The organism is Paenibacillus sp. MMS18-CY102 (genome assembly GCF_009789195.1).
Classification (GTDB): Bacteria; Bacillota; Bacilli; order Paenibacillales; family Paenibacillaceae; genus Paenibacillus_T.
Window position 1 is genome coordinate 143,880 of sequence record NZ_WSTC01000002.1, and the last position, 15,984, is coordinate 159,863.

The window sequence follows — 15,984 nt, forward strand, 5'->3', positions numbered from 1 at the left end:
GGTATATTAGTTTAATATTTTTGGAGAGTTGGAGACATAGATAGAGACATTAGGGGGTGCTTCAAATGAAACATTCAAACGAGAGCGAGAACCTTTCCAAGAAATCATATGGCTGGGCGCTATCCTTCCTGCAGCCTTATGGCAAGCGAATTGCACTGCTCGTCCTGTGCAGCATACTAGCAGTGACGGGGGATTTGCTTACGCCGAAGGTCATTCAATACATGATTGACCATGTTGTGAAAGAAGGGGATTTCCGTATCTTTTATTGGCTGCTTGGCTTGCTCGTTGGGGTCAATCTGCTGATGCTAATCGCCAAGAACGGGCGGAACATGCTGCAGCGGACAATTGGCGCTCTTGCTTCCCGCGATATGCAGGGGGCGATATTCCAGCATCTGCGCAAGCTTGGCTTCGCACATTATGAACGGCATCCGGCGGGCGAGACGCTGTCGATGTTCAACTCGGAGGTTGTATCTGTCCAACGGATCTATACCCAATACTTGCCTGGCATTATTGATAACATTTTATACACGGCAGTTGCTATTGTGTTGCTTCTTGGCATTAATCCATGGCTAACGCTTATTATGGCGCCGACCTTCTGCCTCTATTATTTGTTCGGGCCGTATTTTGAGAAGAAAGCAGCCCACTTCGGCAAGCGGGCGGGAGAGGGCCGTATCGCGTTTAACCAAAAAGTATATGAAAGCGTATCCGGCTTTCGGGAATTCCGGGCGTTCGGCGCACAGCCTTGGTATCACGAACGGACCTATGCGGAGCATAAAGCTTGGTCACGTGATTACTTATCGGCGGCGACGTTCAGCTTTGCACGGGGCAGCTTCCGGCGGATTACGTTCTATTTGGGCGCAATCGCTGTATTTTTAACCGGCTATTATATGGTGCGGCACAACCATGTGACGCTTGGGGAGTTTGTTGCATTTACCATTCTGTACATGTCTACGATGTTCAGGCTGACACTGCTTGTCACGCAGTTGACCGAGCAGCGGCTTATCATCCACCAGACAGCCCCGCTGTATACGTTTATGCATAAACCAATCGAGATTGAGGATCCAGCCGATCCGATTGAACCTGCGGAGGTAAAAGGGCGCCTGGCGTTCGAAGGGGTTGAATTTGGTTATCCCGAGCAGCCGCTCGTTATTCGGGGCTTCGATCTCGACATCCAGCCTGGGGAGAAAATCGCATTTGTCGGCGCAAGCGGCGGAGGCAAAACAACGTTGTTCAAAATGGTCGGCCGATTCTATGATCCAACAAGCGGCTTGCTTAGGCTGGATGGCGTTCCTATTCATCAAATGTCGCTCGAACGGCTTCGTGAATTGATTGGTTATGTTTTCCAAGAAACATACCTGTTCGGCTCGTCTGTAAAGGACAATATCCGCTTTGGCAAGCCCGAAGCGACGGATGAGGAAGTTGTCGCTGCTGCGAAAGCGGCTTACGCACATGATTTTATTATGGAACTGCCCGAAGGCTACGATACGCTGGTCGGGGAACGGGGAATTAAGCTGTCAGGCGGACAGAAGCAGCGGATTGCAATTGCCCGCATGTTTATTAAACAGCCGGCCATTATTTTGCTGGATGAAGCGACCTCGTCGCTGGACAATGTGAGCGAATATGAGGTGCAGCAAGCGCTTGATGAGGTGCTGGTTGGCCGAACGACGATCGCCATCGCCCATCGGCTGTCGACGGTGAAACATTTTGACCGTATCGTATTTCTTCAGGATGGGCGCGCAGCAGAGGTCGGCTCCTACGGGCAGTTGATGGAACGCAGAGGCTTGCTGTATGAGCTGGAGCTTGGGCAATCGGGCACGGGGGATCGGGATGAGGTGAAAATTGGATGAATTACTGGCAGTTTATTCGTACTAACTTGCTTATTGTAAAAGGGACATACGCACTCGTATTGCTATTTCTCGTACTTGAATCAGTATCGAACTATTCGCTCGTCTACGTCCAAAAAATATTAATCGACGATGTGTTCGGCAACGGGCATTATAGCTTGCTTACTACAGTAATAACTGTATTCGGCGTTGCTGGCCTCGTGCATGCCCTCATGTTTACAATGACGAGCCGTTACTTGGTCAAAAACGAATTCGCCATCAGCCACTCGCTGCTGCGGCGCATGCTGGGGCGTATCGAGCATGTGCCGATTGAGCGATTCGGCCGAGACCGGAACGGCAAATATGTATACACGATGACGCAGGACTTGTTCCAGACGGCAAGCTTCCTAGGCTGGCAGCTGCCGCGGGGCGGCCAAGAGATATTAAACTTCATCATCTTGGTTGGCATTATCGGCTTCGCCAATCCGATGATGCTGCTCATGATGCTCGTCATGTGCGGCTTCTACTTGGCAGCAGGCTACTATTTCTCGCCCAAGCTGCATGAGGCGGCGAAGAAAGTGTCGGAGCGCCGTACAGCGCTGCTCATTCAGATCGAGGAAGGCGTCGCTTCGACTCGTGAAGTGATCGCGTTCCATCGGCTAAAGTGGGAAGAGAAGCTGTATAACAAGCTGTTTGACCGTTATTATGAGCAGTTTCTGGAGGAAGGCAAGCTGGTTAACCGGCAAATGCGATGGAGCGATCCGATGAAATGGGGCATTGGGCTCATCGTTCTCGGGTACGGCGGCTACGAGCTGATGCATGGCCGCATTTCGATCGGGATGTTCGTTATCGTCTTCCAGTTCGCTACGCAGATGTCGGATTCGTGCTACAATGTGTTTCAATTTTTCATGGGCTTCTCTAGCCAGATGGCTTATATGGATCGGGTGAACGGCATTCTAACGCTGGAGCAAAATGTTCCGGGTGTGCGCAAGCTGAACGAATCGCCGAAGGAAATTGCTTTCGAGGACGTGCGGTTCCGCTATGCGGAAGAGCTGCCAGATGTGATCCAGTCGCTGTCTGCAGGCCTGCCGGCAGGCCGCAAGCTAGCCTTCGTCGGGTCAAGCGGCGGCGGGAAGTCGACCATCGCTCAACTGCTCATCCGGTTCTATGATCCGGCTGAAGGGACGATCCGTTTAAATGGTGTCCCGATTCACGAGCTGGACCGTCAGCAGTGGACGGACGGATTGTCGATCGTCTTCCAAGATCCGTACATGTTTCCCGATACGATTCGCGAGAATTTGCTGCTAGGGCGTGACGGGGTAACGCAAGAAAAGCTGGAGGAAGCATGCCGAATTGCACAGATTGACAGTTTCATCGAGCAGTTGCCCGACGGCTATGACACGCAAGTCGGCGAACGCGGCATTAAGCTGTCAGGGGGCCAGCGCCAGCGCCTCGCGATTGCGCGCGCTATACTCGGCAATCCATCCATTCTCGTCCTCGACGAAGCGACTTCGGCGCTCGATCTGGAGACCGAGCGCCGATTGCTCGCTGCACTCGATGAAAGCCGCCAAGGGCTGAGCATGATCATGATCGCGCACCGGCTGTCTACGATTGAGAACGCGGACCAGATTTACGTCCTGGACCGCGGGCGGTTGGCGGATAGCGGCACACATGAAGAGTTGTTGGCGAAGCCAGGTGGCGTGTACAGCGAGCTGTTGATGGCGCAGAGGTAGGCAGAAAAGAGTAGATGGCAGTTAGTAAATATGAGAGAGCGTCCCCCATAGAGGGCATTGGGATATTGCGGGTGCAGGAGATCCAATGCCCATTCACGGGGGGAAAGGGGAAAAGGCAATGTGGAAACCATTTATCAGTTCGATCGATGAACAATCCGTGTTTGTAGAGCCTGCAACCGAAGGTGAGCTTGAAGCGGTCGGGAACAGTTTCGATTTAATGCTTCCAAATGAGCTAAAGGGCTTATTGGAAGAAACGAACGGTGTAATCGATGAGTTCGGTTGCCATCTTATTTGGCCAACGAGTCGAATTATAGAAGAGAATTTAGCGATTAGAAGCTCCGAAGATTATAAAGAGATGTATAAGCCATTCGATAGTATGTTGTTCGTTGCCGATGCAGGAAACGGTGATTTGTTTGGCTACTCCATCGTAAACGGAGCTATTTCAAAGGATGATATTTACACTTGGAATCACGAAGATGATAGCCGAACTTGGGTTGCTTCTTCTTTAAAACAATTTATTGAGGGGTGGCTTAAAGGGGAGATTAGCATTTAGAAAAATTTCCAATAATTACTGCGTTTCTTGGTGAAACTATACATCTCAAAACTCGTCTATCATTAGGCATTGATGTCGTCATCGAGAGGAAGATGGTTTTGAGGAGAACGGTTCTTGTATGTATCTTCAGTATTATTTTGATAATTACGGGTTGTTCATCTGGCAATGAGACCGAAAAAATAAAGCCGATTTTATATCAGGAAACAATCGGTGACTTGGCGTATGAAATTAAACTGAGTAAAAACCAATTTGAATTGAATGATGAAATCGTAGTTTATACGAAGATAACTAACCAAGGAAAACAGGTTTTAACCTATGTTTCGGGAAGCACTTCTTGTCCTAGCCATGCGTTTATAAATGTCATTCACCAAGAAACGAATGATAGTTTGGCAATAAAGCCATATGGACCTTGCACATCAGACATAGCCGTATCTCATTTGGAGCCTGGCCAGACCGTCGAAGATGTTTCGACTTATATTACCCAACTTGATAGTAAAGAGACTTCACCACTTGGTACTTATGATGTGCAAGTTGCATTGCCACCAGGATCGACGACCCCATGGCCAAGCGTTGAAACACAAATCGTTCTGACCGACAATCATTAAATTAACGGGGAACAATTGCAACCTACCACAGCTACAGCGCTTGGTGCACGGATTGACGAGGTTGGGAAAATGCAAGCCTACGCTCCATTCGGATTGAATGATCTTTTCTCCCTCACGATACGGCCTAATAAAAAGATAATTTCCGAGGAAATATTTTATGAAAAGGCGAATAAATGGCGAGCAAAATGGCCGGAGCTACAGGTTGTAGAATAGTAGTCATTATTGTACGGCAAAAACCCGATCGCTATCTGAAGGCGACCGGGTTTTTGCCGTACATACATTAAATCAAATAAACTTCCTGCTCGTCTTCTTCCCATCGCAGCTAAACACAATCTTCTTATCCTCGATAAACGTCTCCAAGTGGATCGATTTGCCCCATAGCTGCACGATGTACGGAAGGGTGCGTTCTAAGTATTTGAGATCAAGCTCGACGCCTTCGTAATTGTGCTTGAGGTACATCTCGCCGACGCGGTTGAAATCGCCGTCCTGCACGACAATGCTCGGGAAGCCGCCGTTGACGCGGGAGACGACCAATTGGTCGCGGATGTTAGCCCACGCCTTGTCGGTAATTTTCCACTCAGGGCCTTTCTTCTCAAACACGTACAGGTCGAGCTCCTTCACCAGTTGCTTATCAAGGTAGTTGCGCAGGAACGACATGTCGGAATCCTCTTCGCGCACCTCGAATATTTTCTCCCTTCCCCTGCCCGGCTTCATGCCGAACCGGTCCCGCTCCTCTTGTGTCGGGTTATCCCAGCGCTTCTCGATATGTTCGAAAATTTTCAGACCGAGATAGTACGGGTTCAGCGTATGGCGGGAAGGCACGACGACGGAGCTGTTCAGCTTCGCGAATTCGATTGTTTCCTCACTCGTTAAGTCAAGCTCGCGGATGATGCGCTGATGCCAGTAGGAGGCCCAGCCTTCGTTCATGATTTTGGTCTCAAGCTGCGGCCAGAAGTAGAGCATTTCGTCTCGCAGCATCGACATGATGTCGCGCTGCCAATCTTCTAATGAAGTTGAATATTCCTCGATGAACCAGACGAGATCCTTCTCGGGCTGCGGCGGGAACCGTTTGAGATTGGCGTCTTTGCCCTCGTCATCGTCATCGGATGCTTCAAGCGACCAGAGGTCGTCGTATGCGCTGCCCTTGGGCTCCAGTGCGGCGGAGCGGTCCCGCTCTTTGATCTGAAGCTCGATGTATCTCGTCTTGTCGAGGTTGTAGGGCTTAATGATTGTCGGGTCGATATGCTCTTGGATGGCAAGGACGGCGTCGATGAATTTCTCCACCCGCTCCGTTCCATACTCCATCTCATATTGCGCGACGCGCTCGGCGGTTGCGGACATGCTCTCGACCATATTGCGGTTCGTTTGGCTGAAGCGGGCGTTGTTTTTGAAAAAATCGCAGTGCGCGAGCACGTGGGCGACGATCAGCTTGTTCTGGATCAAGGAGTTGCCGTCGAGCAGGAAAGCGTAGCAAGGGTTGGAGTTGATAACTAATTCGTATATTTTGCTCAGGCCAAAATCGTACTGCATCTTCATCTTATTAAACGTCTTGCCGAAGCTCCAGTGGCTAAACCGCGTCGGCATGCCGTACGCCCCGAATGTATAGATGATGTCGGCGGGGCAAATCTCGTATCGCATCGGGTAAAAGTCGAGGCCGAACCCTTGGGCGATTTCGGTAATCTCATCAATCGCGCGCTCCAGTTGGCGGATTTCGTCTTGTTTCATCGGTTTGATCCCTCCGAGCGGTAAAGTACGTTTCATACCAAAGGTATGTCTAAGAGGGGTGGGATATGCCTGGGTGGGGTGAACTCAAAAATGCCAAGACGGCTGCTTTATAGCATACATCTTGGCATCTATTTTTCTTCGTTAGGATCAATTCCCCAGAAGATATGATGGGCATTGCCTGAGTTAGCGAAATAGCAAGCATCTACATAGACGTTATAAAGTGACTGGTCAACCTTATACACGATGACAACATTACTGATTAATGTCCAAGCATAGTTGTTAAATGAGAAACCAGGGAAGTCGGAAATTCCATACGCTCTGCTATCTGGTACTGTTGACAGTATTGATTTGGAACGTCGAAAGACGTTCATCGGATCTACTTTAAATGGCTGCATATGTGCAAGTGATACTCGAGCATGGCTTGACCATAGAACCGTGTAACGTCTATTGGTCATGCTTGGTCTCGGCGATCAGGCGAGCGAACTCTTCTTCATCGTCACTGTAAGTGGAGATGCCTTTTTGCCGATCCAATTCAGCTTGTGTTAGTTGATGGATGACGTTAGGATCGTTGAAGATTGCGGCAGTCATCTTCTTTTTCTGAATATCAGGTAGGCTAACTTGTTCCTCTTTGCGAGTTAAACGTACATGATAACCAAAATGATCTTCGATAAGATGGACGAGGTCTTCAAGTTCAACAACTGACTTGTCTCTAAAGCTTTGTTCCAATTCGTGTTTGGATAAAGCCATTGCAATCACCATCCTTTTACCCATTTTACCACAAGCGGTCGCTTCCTCAAACGTCATGTCTAGGCAATATGAGGCATGGATGCAAGCACCTTGGCGATAATGACAAGGGCCTAACAGTTCCTTTGAACCAATTGTTTCATTTATGAGCAGCTAATATATCCGAAAGCCAAGAATGCAGCACACGCTGTCATTCTTGGCTTTCTTTGCGTTGCTTTATATGGGGCAGGTACTACAAAAGTTAGGACTTATCCTTTTCCAGCCTTATGGTATGATCGAAGGAACAAGGAATTGGAAACTAATGGGCGAAGGGTGTATAGGGAATGAAGATTTTACATTATATATGGCTGACGGTTTTCACGATTGTATTGTCTTCATTTGGCAGCTCACTGCTAGTGGCAATGGGGTTTGGAGGCGGATTTTTGATCGCATTTATTTATATGTTATTTATGACGGCTGTGGTTGGAATGCCTTGTTCGCTTGTTATTATGTGGTTGGCAAAGCGGGAGGATGCATGGGGAAGCGTGCTGCGGGGATTGTTGCATGTATTGGCCGGCGGCGGGATTGTCGCGGTATCGGCGGTTTATTTAGGAGATGGGCTGGAAGAATTGGCTGATGGGGCTACTGTATTATTTGCATGCCTCGGCGCTTTGCAAGGCGGCATTTATTATGGGGTGTACCTTGGCTTAAAGAAAGCGATGAAGGCGGCGATCGCCAATGAAGAGGAGAGCATGCAGCTTCAAAATTTCATTGAATAGGGCGTGAGTGCATGAAGCTTTTGATACATTTGTGGATGATCGTATTGACGGTTGTGCTGTCCGCGTTCGTGACGATTGGGAGTGTAGTTTTAATCGCCACGCTCGCGACAGGGGAGTTATTTGAAATCGGATGGGATACGTTTGTTGTCGCGATAGCTGCACCCGCTGGCATTACGGCAGCAGTAACGCTAGCCTTAGGCGTCCCCGCCCTGTTGCTTATTCTGAAGCTAGTGAGGCGTGAGGGACGTTGGGGCTGTTTGTTAAGAACGTGGTTACACATTCTATCCGGTGTCCTTATTGTGGCGGTTATTGCGTTTTTGTTCGGAATTAAGATTGGTGAATGGTTAGAAGGGATAATGCTTATCCTGATGGTCATTGCCGCCTTGCAAGGGGGAGCATACTATGGCGTCTACTTGGCACTTCATCGATTTGTGAATGAGGATGAAACGGCAGAACAAGGACAATAGAAGGGAGGCGTGCGAATTGAAGTTCTATCATCATTTTTGGCTCATTGTGCTCTCGGTTGTGTTGTCTACGTTTGTTAGCGTGTTTATAGCAGTAGCTTTAGTTATTTTGAGTATCGTAACGGAATCTATGGATGTGATTGGGCACTTGGATTTCTCTGGGGGGATTCTCGTCAATCCCTTTATGCTTCCATTGTTTATGACAACCATGTTCGGTGTTCCTGCTTCGCTAATCATATTTAGGCTAGTTCGCCGCAATGGCTCTTGGTGGCGCTTGGTGAGAGGGATGCTGCATGCGTTCTCGGGAGGCGTATTGGCTGTTGCGCTCGTCGCGTTGCTCGGTGGAGGATGGGATGAACTGTCTGACGGAGCTAACCTGTTTCTCGTAGGGATCGGCGCGCTGCAAGGGATCATGTACTTCTTGGTTTACTGCGCTCTGAAGCGAATGATGAATGGAATGCTCGCTAACGGAGCAGAACGAACGGACACGCACAATCTGATTGATGGCTAACCCATATTTATCCTCCTGCCTAATTGATGCAATTCCACATAATCACCCCCTGCAAAGTGGAAAAATAACGCGGTATGCATCAGCCAAACGCAAGGAGTGAGCTTGTTGGGAATGAAGGTTAGTCGGATCATGGCAATTCTTATGTTGGGCTTGCTGCTGGGGGCAACGCAAGCGGGACCGGCGTTTGCTGAAGGGGCTTATCATTTTGGCTTCAAAAAGAGCGTTAACGGCCAATTGCCCTCCATCGATGAAGAAGGCTTCAAGCCGCTGCTAACCAAGTACGGCGCAGTGTTCACCGGCGACACGAAAACGAAGGAGCTGTACTTGACGTTTGATAATGGCTACGAGAACGGCTTTACGCCCAAAATTCTTGACGTGCTGAAAGCCAAGCAAGTTCCCGCGATTTTCTTTGTCACCGGCCATTACATCCAATCACAGCCTGACCTGCTGAAGCGAATGGCGCAAGAGGGGCATTTGATCGGCAACCACTCGTGGAGCCATCCGGATATGAGCCAGATTTCAGCCGAACGGATGACGCAGGAGTTGGAGAAGGTCAAGAAGGATGTAATTGCGCTAACCGGCCAAAAGGAGATGAAATATCTTCGTACGCCGCGCGGCATTTTCAATGAACGTTCCTTATCCGTCAGCAAACAGCTGGGCTACCAGAATGTATTCTGGTCCATTGCCTATAAGGATTGGGATACGAACAGCCAAAAAGGAGCGGATTATGCCTATCGGCAAGTAATGGCGCAGCTTCACCCGGGTGCGGTTATATTGCTGCATTCAGTGTCCAAAGATAACACGGAAGCGCTCGGCCGCATTATCGACGATGCGAAGGTGAAGGGCTATCAGTTCAAAAGCTTGGATCAGATGGTGAGCCGTACGCCGTAGCGTGGAGGCCAGTTTCGTGGAACTTAAGGATGCTAAACGTTAATCCCATATTAGCCCAAAAAGACACCAGCTCGTGGATGAGCCGGTGTCTTCTTTGTGCTGCCGAAATTTCATAAGAAACAGCTTATTGAAGCGTGCCGCCCGAATAAGGGAACTGGTTCGAGAAGCCGTTGAACTGCTGATACGCTTGGTCCAGCTTTTGCTGCTCCTCGGCCTCCAGCTTGTAGAAGCCTTTGGCGAACATCAGCTCGAACAGCTCAACCTGCATCTGATGCGTTTCGTTAAGCACCGTCATGACATCATTGTGCAAAGATGCATGGCTCGCTTCCTTGGCTGCGATATTGAAGCTATCGGTCAGATATTTTTCCGTTGCAAGAATTTCGGTGAGCCGGTCGCGATCAGATAGCTCGGGACCTGCCGCTTGTGTTTGGTTTGAGCTAGCGTTTTGAATCATTTGATTCGGAGTCATGCGTATCCCTCCATCTTTACTGAATTTGAGGTACTTTTTTCATTTCCTCGGTATTGTTGTTTTGCAAATGCTTCAGCAGAAGCCCATAATGCCGCTGGTGCATCTGGCCTGCTTTATCGATCGCTTGCTTGGTTTGTTGACAGGATGTTTCCTTGGCAAAATGGTGGCATTTTTTCATCGCATTAAGCTCCCACGAAAGCATATCCTTCAAATACTGGAAGTCTTTCGTCGTTACGACTTGCGGCGGCCGCGCCATTACTGGCTGTTGGGCTTGGCTTTGTGTTTGTTGTTGTTGCATCTTTGGTCGACTCCTTTCGATCCGGAATGAGCTCCACAGCTAGTGTCCCCTTAGGGGCGGAAAGTATGCCGGGGGTTGGCAATATGAATAAGCTTGTGGGAGAATGTGGAAGCAAGAGGAAGGGAATGAAGAATCAATGCGAATTGTTATTTATCTCGTTGTGTCGGTGGCGTACTTGCTAACTATGGTTATTGTGCTTATTAATATTTACTGGGATGCTTCGCGACCGAAAATAGGGCCTGTGGGAAATGGCTCTGCCTACCCGCCCTTTATGCAGATTCTGCCTCTCTGGTTATTGCTTACGGTCGGTATTGTACATGCCGCAAGGGCAATTTTTCTTTATGTGAAACAGGAGAAGAGTGAGGGCGGGAGCGTGGTGGGGAAAGAGTCTGGGGACCGGAGCGCAGAGGTAGATGAGGAAAGGCGCACACTGTAACGGACCTAGGAGACGTTATTTGGCGAAAAAGCGGCGGTTTGAAATTGTAACGGACTTAGGAGCCGTTAATGAGGGTCAAATGCTCAAATCTCAGCGAAAAAGCAGCAAATAAGGGCTCTGGAGTCCGTAAGAATGGCAGAAGCGCGAAAATCGTGGCAATAGAGGCCGTGGTGTCCGTTAGAGCAGGTGGTGTTGGTTAGGTGGCGCTCGAAGGAGGGCAACTGAGGCTGATGGGATCGAGCATATTGTGCTGCATGTTCGATGGCTTACGTGGTTATAGCATTTGGATTAGTTACTGGCGGTTTGAGCTGCTGGCGTGCAGGAGCACACACTGTAACGGACCCAGGAGACGTTATTTGGTGAAAAAGCGGCGGTTTGAAAATGTAACGGACCGAGGAGCCGTTAATGAGGGTCAAATGATCAAATTTCGGCGGAAAGGCAGCAAATAAGGGCTCTGAGGTCCGTAAGAATGGCAGAAGCGCGAAAATCGAGGCAATAGAGGCCGTGGTGTCCGTTAGAGCATGGGCAGCAGCTGCCTAAGCTTCGCTTACTTATTTTTCGTCTAACATCGATCGCGATCTTGTTCTACAATAGAAGAGACGATAGAGTAGACTTGATATTGAAGCGAAGGGCGTGACGGACGGTGAAACTGTTTCATACGGCGGATTGGCATCTAGGCAAGCTGGTGCAGGGCGTTTATATGACGGATGACCAGCGTTATGTGCTGGAGCAATTCGTAGCGGCGGTGAAAGAAGAGAAGCCAGACGCTGTTATTATAGCGGGCGATCTGTATGATCGCGCGATTCCGCCGACAGAGGCGGTAGACTTGTTAGACGAACTGTTTCGCCGGCTCATTATGGAAGGCGAGACGTCGGTACTCGCTATAGCAGGCAATCATGATAGCCCAGATCGGTTGGACTTTGGCACGCGGCTGATGGAGAGCCGCGGGCTTCATTTGGCAGGGCGCTTGCGTGCGGACTTCAAGCCAGTCGTGCTGCACGATGAGCACGGAGAGGTGCATGTGTATCTCGTTCCTTATGCGGACCCGGCGCAGGTGCGCCTGACGCTGGAGGATGATTCGATCCGTTCGCATGATGATGCGATGCGCGCCATTGTTGCTCGTATCGAGGAACAAGCAGATCCGCATGCGCGTCGCGTATTTGTTGGCCATGCCTTCGTGACGCAAGGCGGCGAGCCACAGCCCAATACGAGTGAATCGGAACGCCCGCTTGCAATCGGCGGTGCGGAGCATGTGAATGCAGCGCATTTGCGCAGGTTCCATTATTCGGCGCTGGGCCATTTGCATCAGGCACATCATGTTGGCGATGAACGCATTAGGTATGCAGGCTCGCCGCTTAAATATTCATGCTCGGAGGCGAATCACCGCAAGGGCTGGCTCGTCGTGGAAATGGATGCGTCAGGTGCGGTACAGGTGGAGAAGCGGGAGTTAAATCCGCTGCGCGATATGCGCCGCGTGTCGGCATCGATTGAGGAAATCGAGAACGAGCATGCGAGGAGCGACGATTACGTGTTTGTTACGTTGCTTAATGACAACCCCGTCCTATTCCCGATGGAAAAGGTGCGTGCCGTTTACCCGAATGCGCTGCATGTTGAGCGCCGCCTGGCGTCAGCGCCTTTACTCGTGGAGGAAGGCGATGGGACGGATTCTCGAACAGCAAGGCAAGCAGCTGATCCAATTGAGCTGTTTGCGGCTTTTTATCATGAGGTTAAGGGAATTCCGCTAGAGGCGGACAAGCGGAAGCTGTTCGAGGAAACATTCCTAGATGTGGTGAAATCGGAAGGAGATGCGGTATGAGGCCGATTCGATTAAAATTAGTCGCCTTCGGCCCTTATCGTGACGGAGAGACGATCGATTTTACGGAGCTGGGAGACCGGCGTTTGTTCGTCATTTCCGGGAATACGGGTGCAGGCAAGACGACCTTGTTTGATGCAATCTGCTTCGCCCTTTATGGTGCGGCGAGCGGAGAGGATCGGGCTGAGCCTCGCATGCTGCGCAGCCATTTTGCGACGGATGATTTGTTTACTACAGTCGAGTTTGATTTTGCAGTAGGCAAAAGGATGTATCGCGTATTCCGCCAGCTTGCGCATCGTAAGGCCGGCAATAAGAGCGAGACGCCTGGCAAAGCAGAGCTGTATGAAACGACGTCAGGCGAGCCTGTTCCATGCGTTGACCGGTTCATGATTTCAGATGTGAATGTGAAGCTGGAATCGATTATTGGCCTGACGAAGGATCAGTTTAACCAGATCGTAATGCTGCCGCAGGGCGAATTCCGGAAGCTGTTGACCTCGGATACGGAAAATAAAGAGGATATTCTTCGGCGAATTTTCCGTACAGACCTATACCGAAAGCTGGAGGAGCGGTTCCAGCAGCAGCATCGGGAGCTGAAGGATGAGGCCGCGAAGGCGCGGACACGGCTTGATGTGATGATGGGACAAGCTGGCGATACGCTCCCTTCGCGCGAGGAAGGCGCGTTGTTCGGCGTATTGGCGCAACCGCATAAAAATGCAGCGCAAATGCTGGAAGCACTAGCGCTGGAAGCGGCACATTACCGCGAAGCGGCAGGCGCGGCGGAAGGCCGCAAAGCTGCCGCGACGCAGCAGCTCACCGCAGCCGAAGCGCAGCTGCGCCAAGCGCTCGCACGCAACGGCCGCTTTGCGGAGCTGGCGGCCCAGCGCGCACGCCGCGAAGAGCTGGCGCTGCAACGGCCGCAGGCCGATGCGCGCGAGCGCGAGCTAGCGCTCGCGGAGCGTGCGGCTGCGCTGGCGCCGCACGAAGAGCGCGCTGCCCGCGCCGCTGCCGATGCGGCAGCGAAGCGCGAGCGGCTCGCCGCTGCGCGCAGCGCGGCGGAAGCCGCCGCAGCAGCGCTCGCGGAAGCAGAGCAGCGGCAGCGCGCGGAAGCGGCGCGCGAGCCGGAGCGCCGCGATGCGGAGCGCGAAGCCGAGCGGCTCGCTGCGCTGGCGCCGCTCGTGCAGACGCTTGCGGAGCGCCGCGGCGAGGTGGAGCGGCTGCTCGGCGCGGAGCGCGAGCTTGCCGCGAAGCTTGCGAGCGCAGACCGCGCGCTCGAGGCGCAGCGCGAGGCGAAACGCGTCGCGCAGGCGCAGATCGGCGCAGCGGACGCAGAGACGGAGAAGCTGCCGGAACGAATGGAATCGCTAGTTCGCCTTCGTGACAAGCATCGTTTGCTTGGCGAGCTGGCAGACGCGGATGCGAAGGTTCACGCCTTTACTCGAATGGAAGCAGAGCTAAGCACCAAGGCTAATAAGCTTCGCATGGAGCATGATAAGCTGGAATCGGCTTGGCTGGAAGGGCAAGCGGGCTTGCTTGCTGTCCATCTGCATGATGGGAAGCCTTGCCCGGTATGCGGCAGCAACGAGCATCCGGACAAAGCAGCAGCGGGGGAAACGCTTCCTTCCCGCGAGTTGCTGCAGGCGATGAAAGAGCAGCTGTCTGCGGCGGAACGTGAACTTAGCACGGCTGCGGCGCAGGCGGCATCGGCGCAAGAGGGTCGTGACAACCGAAGCGGCGTAATGGCGGAGTACGGCATTCGAGCGGATCTGGCCTTTGCGGAACAGCAAGCAGCAACGCTGGAGGAAGGCAAGCGCATGAAGGCGGAGACGGAGCGGCTCAAAGCCGTTCGGGACGAGCTGGCGAAGCTGCGCGAAAGCGTCGCGGAAGCAGATCGCCAGCTGGAAGCGCAGCAGCGCGAGAAAGACCGGCATGCTGCTGAGCTGCAGGAGCTGGCGACGTCGAGAAGCGCGAAGCAATCGCGGCTGGAAGCAGAGCTGGAGCAGATCGAGGAGCCGCTGCGCACACCGGAGCAGCTGGCGGCTCGGTTAGCGGAGCAGCGCAAGCAGGCGGAACGGCTTGCCGCCGCTTGGCGCGCGGCGGAGGAAGGGCTGCAAGCTGCGGCGACGCGGCTTGCGGAGCAGCGTGCGGCAGCGGAGCAGCTGGCGAGCGCTTTGGCGGAAGCTGAAGCGGAGCAAGCGGAAGCGTCGGCGCGCTATGCTGCCGAGCTGGATAAGGGTGGCTTCGCCGATGCTGCGGCGCATCATGTGGCGAAGCGCAGCGAACAGGCGCGTGCCGCGCTGCGGGAGCAGGCGGACGCGTATCGCACAGCGGCCGCTGCGATTGCGGAGCAGCTCGCGCAGCTGGAGCGCGAGCTCGAAGGCCAATCGCCGGTTGATACGGCGGCGATGGAGCAGGCGCTTGCGGCGCTTCGCGGCGAGCTGGAGCAAGCCCTTGCTTCTCTTGCGACGGCGGACCGGCATGCGAGCGAAGCTGAGCGGCTGCGGACAGCGGTCGCGGAGACGGCGGAACGCTGCACCTTGTTGGAAGGCAAGCTGGAGAAAGTAGCAGACCTGTATACGATGGTGAAGGGTGACAACACGCTCAAAATCTCGTTCGAGCGCTATATTTTGATCGAGTATTTGGAGCAAATTCTACACGCCGCGAACGAGCGGCTGCGCGGGCTGTCAGATGGCCAGTTTCATTTGCAGCGGAGCGATAGGTTGGAAGCACGAGGCCGCCAGAGCGGGCTCGGGCTTGATATTTACGACGCCTATACCGGCCAGAATCGCGATGTGAAATCACTCTCCGGCGGTGAGAAATTTCATGCTTCGCTCGCTTTGGCGCTCGGCATGACGGATGTCATCCAATCGCATCAAGGCGGCATCTCGATCGAGATGATGTTTATAGACGAGGGGTTCGGCTCCTTGGACGAGGAGTCGTTAGGCAAGGCGATTTCCACCCTTGTTGATTTGCAAAAAGCGGGCCGGATGATCGGCGTCATCTCCCATGTGCAAGAGCTGAAGCAGGCGCTGCCGGCTGCGCTTGAGGTGACGAAGATGAAGGAGGGCCATAGCCGCACGGCGTTTGTATTAAAATAACGGGACTTCGGCTACAGTGATAACCCGCTTCTATTCGGAGCTTCTTCCTTCAAGCAATTGGTTTGA

The 15,984-nt window shown here is 52.3% G+C and carries 15 protein-coding genes; 11 read left to right on the top strand and 4 right to left on the bottom strand.

Going from position 1 to position 15,984, the window contains the following annotated elements:
* The first annotated feature begins 65 nt into the window (after positions 1-65).
* The 5 genes from GON22_RS02180 to GON22_RS02200 all read left to right on the top strand — a co-directional run bounded on the left by GON22_RS02180 (position 66) and on the right by GON22_RS02200 (position 4,927).
* Positions 66-1,847, top strand: a complete 1,782-nt coding sequence (locus GON22_RS02180; RefSeq protein ID WP_160394489.1) for an ABC transporter ATP-binding protein — start codon at positions 66-68, stop codon at positions 1,845-1,847.
* The gene (locus tag GON22_RS02185; RefSeq protein ID WP_160394490.1) at positions 1,844-3,556 is read left to right on the top strand and encodes an ABC transporter ATP-binding protein; all 1,713 of its coding nucleotides are present in this window, start codon (positions 1,844-1,846) and stop codon (positions 3,554-3,556) included. Before GON22_RS02180 ends, GON22_RS02185 begins: the two co-directional genes overlap by 4 nt.
* 118 nt (positions 3,557-3,674) lie before the next feature.
* Positions 3,675-4,109 (top strand): SMI1/KNR4 family protein, encoded by a 435-nt coding sequence (locus GON22_RS02190; protein ID WP_160394491.1) that lies wholly within the window; start codon positions 3,675-3,677, stop codon positions 4,107-4,109.
* Between the two features lie 98 nt (positions 4,110-4,207).
* A complete protein-coding gene (locus GON22_RS02195; protein ID WP_160394492.1) occupies positions 4,208-4,714 on the top strand; it encodes a hypothetical protein in 507 nt (168 codons plus the stop codon).
* 15 nt (positions 4,715-4,729) lie between these two features.
* Positions 4,730-4,927, top strand: a complete 198-nt coding sequence (locus GON22_RS02200; RefSeq protein ID WP_202113043.1) for a nucleotidyltransferase family protein — start codon at positions 4,730-4,732, stop codon at positions 4,925-4,927.
* A 72-nt stretch (positions 4,928-4,999) separates the two neighbouring features.
* On the opposite strand, the gene GON22_RS02205 is transcribed toward GON22_RS02200, so the two are convergent.
* A complete protein-coding gene (locus tag GON22_RS02205) occupies positions 5,000-6,439 on the bottom strand; it encodes a SpoVR family protein (RefSeq protein ID WP_160394493.1) in 1,440 nt (479 codons plus the stop codon).
* Positions 6,440-6,883: 444 nt separating this feature from the next.
* Complete coding sequence (locus GON22_RS02210) at positions 6,884-7,186, bottom strand: hypothetical protein (protein ID WP_160394494.1); 303 nt, start codon at positions 7,184-7,186, stop codon at positions 6,884-6,886.
* 320 nt (positions 7,187-7,506) lie between these two features.
* On the opposite strand from GON22_RS02210, the gene GON22_RS02215 reads away from it, so the two are divergent.
* From GON22_RS02215 to pdaA, 4 genes are all read left to right on the top strand, one after another.
* Positions 7,507-7,941 (top strand): hypothetical protein, encoded by a 435-nt coding sequence (locus tag GON22_RS02215; RefSeq protein ID WP_160394495.1) that lies wholly within the window; start codon positions 7,507-7,509, stop codon positions 7,939-7,941.
* Positions 7,942-7,952: 11 nt separating this feature from the next.
* On the top strand, positions 7,953-8,408 hold the full coding sequence (locus tag GON22_RS02220) for a hypothetical protein (RefSeq protein ID WP_160394496.1): 456 nt from the start codon (positions 7,953-7,955) through the stop codon (positions 8,406-8,408).
* Between the two features lie 16 nt (positions 8,409-8,424).
* Positions 8,425-8,916: a hypothetical protein gene (locus tag GON22_RS02225; protein ID WP_160394497.1), complete on the top strand. Its 492-nt coding sequence runs from the start codon at positions 8,425-8,427 to the stop codon at positions 8,914-8,916.
* A gap of 141 nt (positions 8,917-9,057) precedes the next feature.
* Entirely contained in the window at positions 9,058-9,807 is a 750-nt protein-coding gene (gene pdaA, locus GON22_RS02230; RefSeq protein WP_237178977.1) for a delta-lactam-biosynthetic de-N-acetylase, read from the top strand.
* 124 nt (positions 9,808-9,931) lie between these two features.
* Here the strand turns inward: pdaA and GON22_RS02235 are convergent, their stop codons facing one another.
* Entirely contained in the window at positions 9,932-10,276 is a 345-nt protein-coding gene (locus GON22_RS02235) for a spore coat protein (protein WP_160394499.1), read from the bottom strand.
* A 16-nt stretch (positions 10,277-10,292) separates the two neighbouring features.
* Positions 10,293-10,574 (bottom strand): hypothetical protein, encoded by a 282-nt coding sequence (locus GON22_RS02240; protein ID WP_160394500.1) that lies wholly within the window; start codon positions 10,572-10,574, stop codon positions 10,293-10,295.
* Between the two features lie 1,079 nt (positions 10,575-11,653).
* On the opposite strand from GON22_RS02240, the gene GON22_RS02245 reads away from it, so the two are divergent.
* Positions 11,654-12,826, top strand: coding sequence for an exonuclease SbcCD subunit D C-terminal domain-containing protein (locus GON22_RS02245; RefSeq protein ID WP_160394501.1), 1,173 nt, complete (start codon positions 11,654-11,656; stop codon positions 12,824-12,826).
* Positions 12,823-15,918: an AAA family ATPase gene (locus GON22_RS02250; protein ID WP_160394502.1), complete on the top strand. Its 3,096-nt coding sequence runs from the start codon at positions 12,823-12,825 to the stop codon at positions 15,916-15,918. Before GON22_RS02245 ends, GON22_RS02250 begins: the two co-directional genes overlap by 4 nt.
* Positions 15,919-15,984 lie beyond the last annotated feature (66 nt).

Bases quoted from the DNA above. Each gene is read 5' to 3' on its own strand.
- GON22_RS02180 (WP_160394489.1), top strand. From the start codon at position 66: ATGAAACATTCAAACGAGAGCGAGAACCTTTCCAAGAAATCATATGGC.
- GON22_RS02185 (WP_160394490.1), top strand. From the start codon at position 1,844: ATGAATTACTGGCAGTTTATTCGTACTAACTTGCTTATTGTAAAAGGG.
- GON22_RS02190 (WP_160394491.1), top strand. From the start codon at position 3,675: ATGTGGAAACCATTTATCAGTTCGATCGATGAACAATCCGTGTTTGTA.
- GON22_RS02205 (WP_160394493.1), bottom strand. From the start codon at position 6,439: ATGAAACAAGACGAAATCCGCCAACTGGAGCGCGCGATTGATGAGATT.
- GON22_RS02210 (WP_160394494.1), bottom strand. From the start codon at position 7,186: ATGGCTTTATCCAAACACGAATTGGAACAAAGCTTTAGAGACAAGTCA.
- GON22_RS02215 (WP_160394495.1), top strand. From the start codon at position 7,507: ATGAAGATTTTACATTATATATGGCTGACGGTTTTCACGATTGTATTG.
- GON22_RS02220 (WP_160394496.1), top strand. From the start codon at position 7,953: ATGAAGCTTTTGATACATTTGTGGATGATCGTATTGACGGTTGTGCTG.
- pdaA (WP_237178977.1), top strand. From the start codon at position 9,058: ATGTTGGGCTTGCTGCTGGGGGCAACGCAAGCGGGACCGGCGTTTGCT.
- GON22_RS02235 (WP_160394499.1), bottom strand. From the start codon at position 10,276: ATGACTCCGAATCAAATGATTCAAAACGCTAGCTCAAACCAAACACAA.
- GON22_RS02240 (WP_160394500.1), bottom strand. From the start codon at position 10,574: ATGCAACAACAACAAACACAAAGCCAAGCCCAACAGCCAGTAATGGCG.
- GON22_RS02250 (WP_160394502.1), top strand. From the start codon at position 12,823: ATGAGGCCGATTCGATTAAAATTAGTCGCCTTCGGCCCTTATCGTGAC.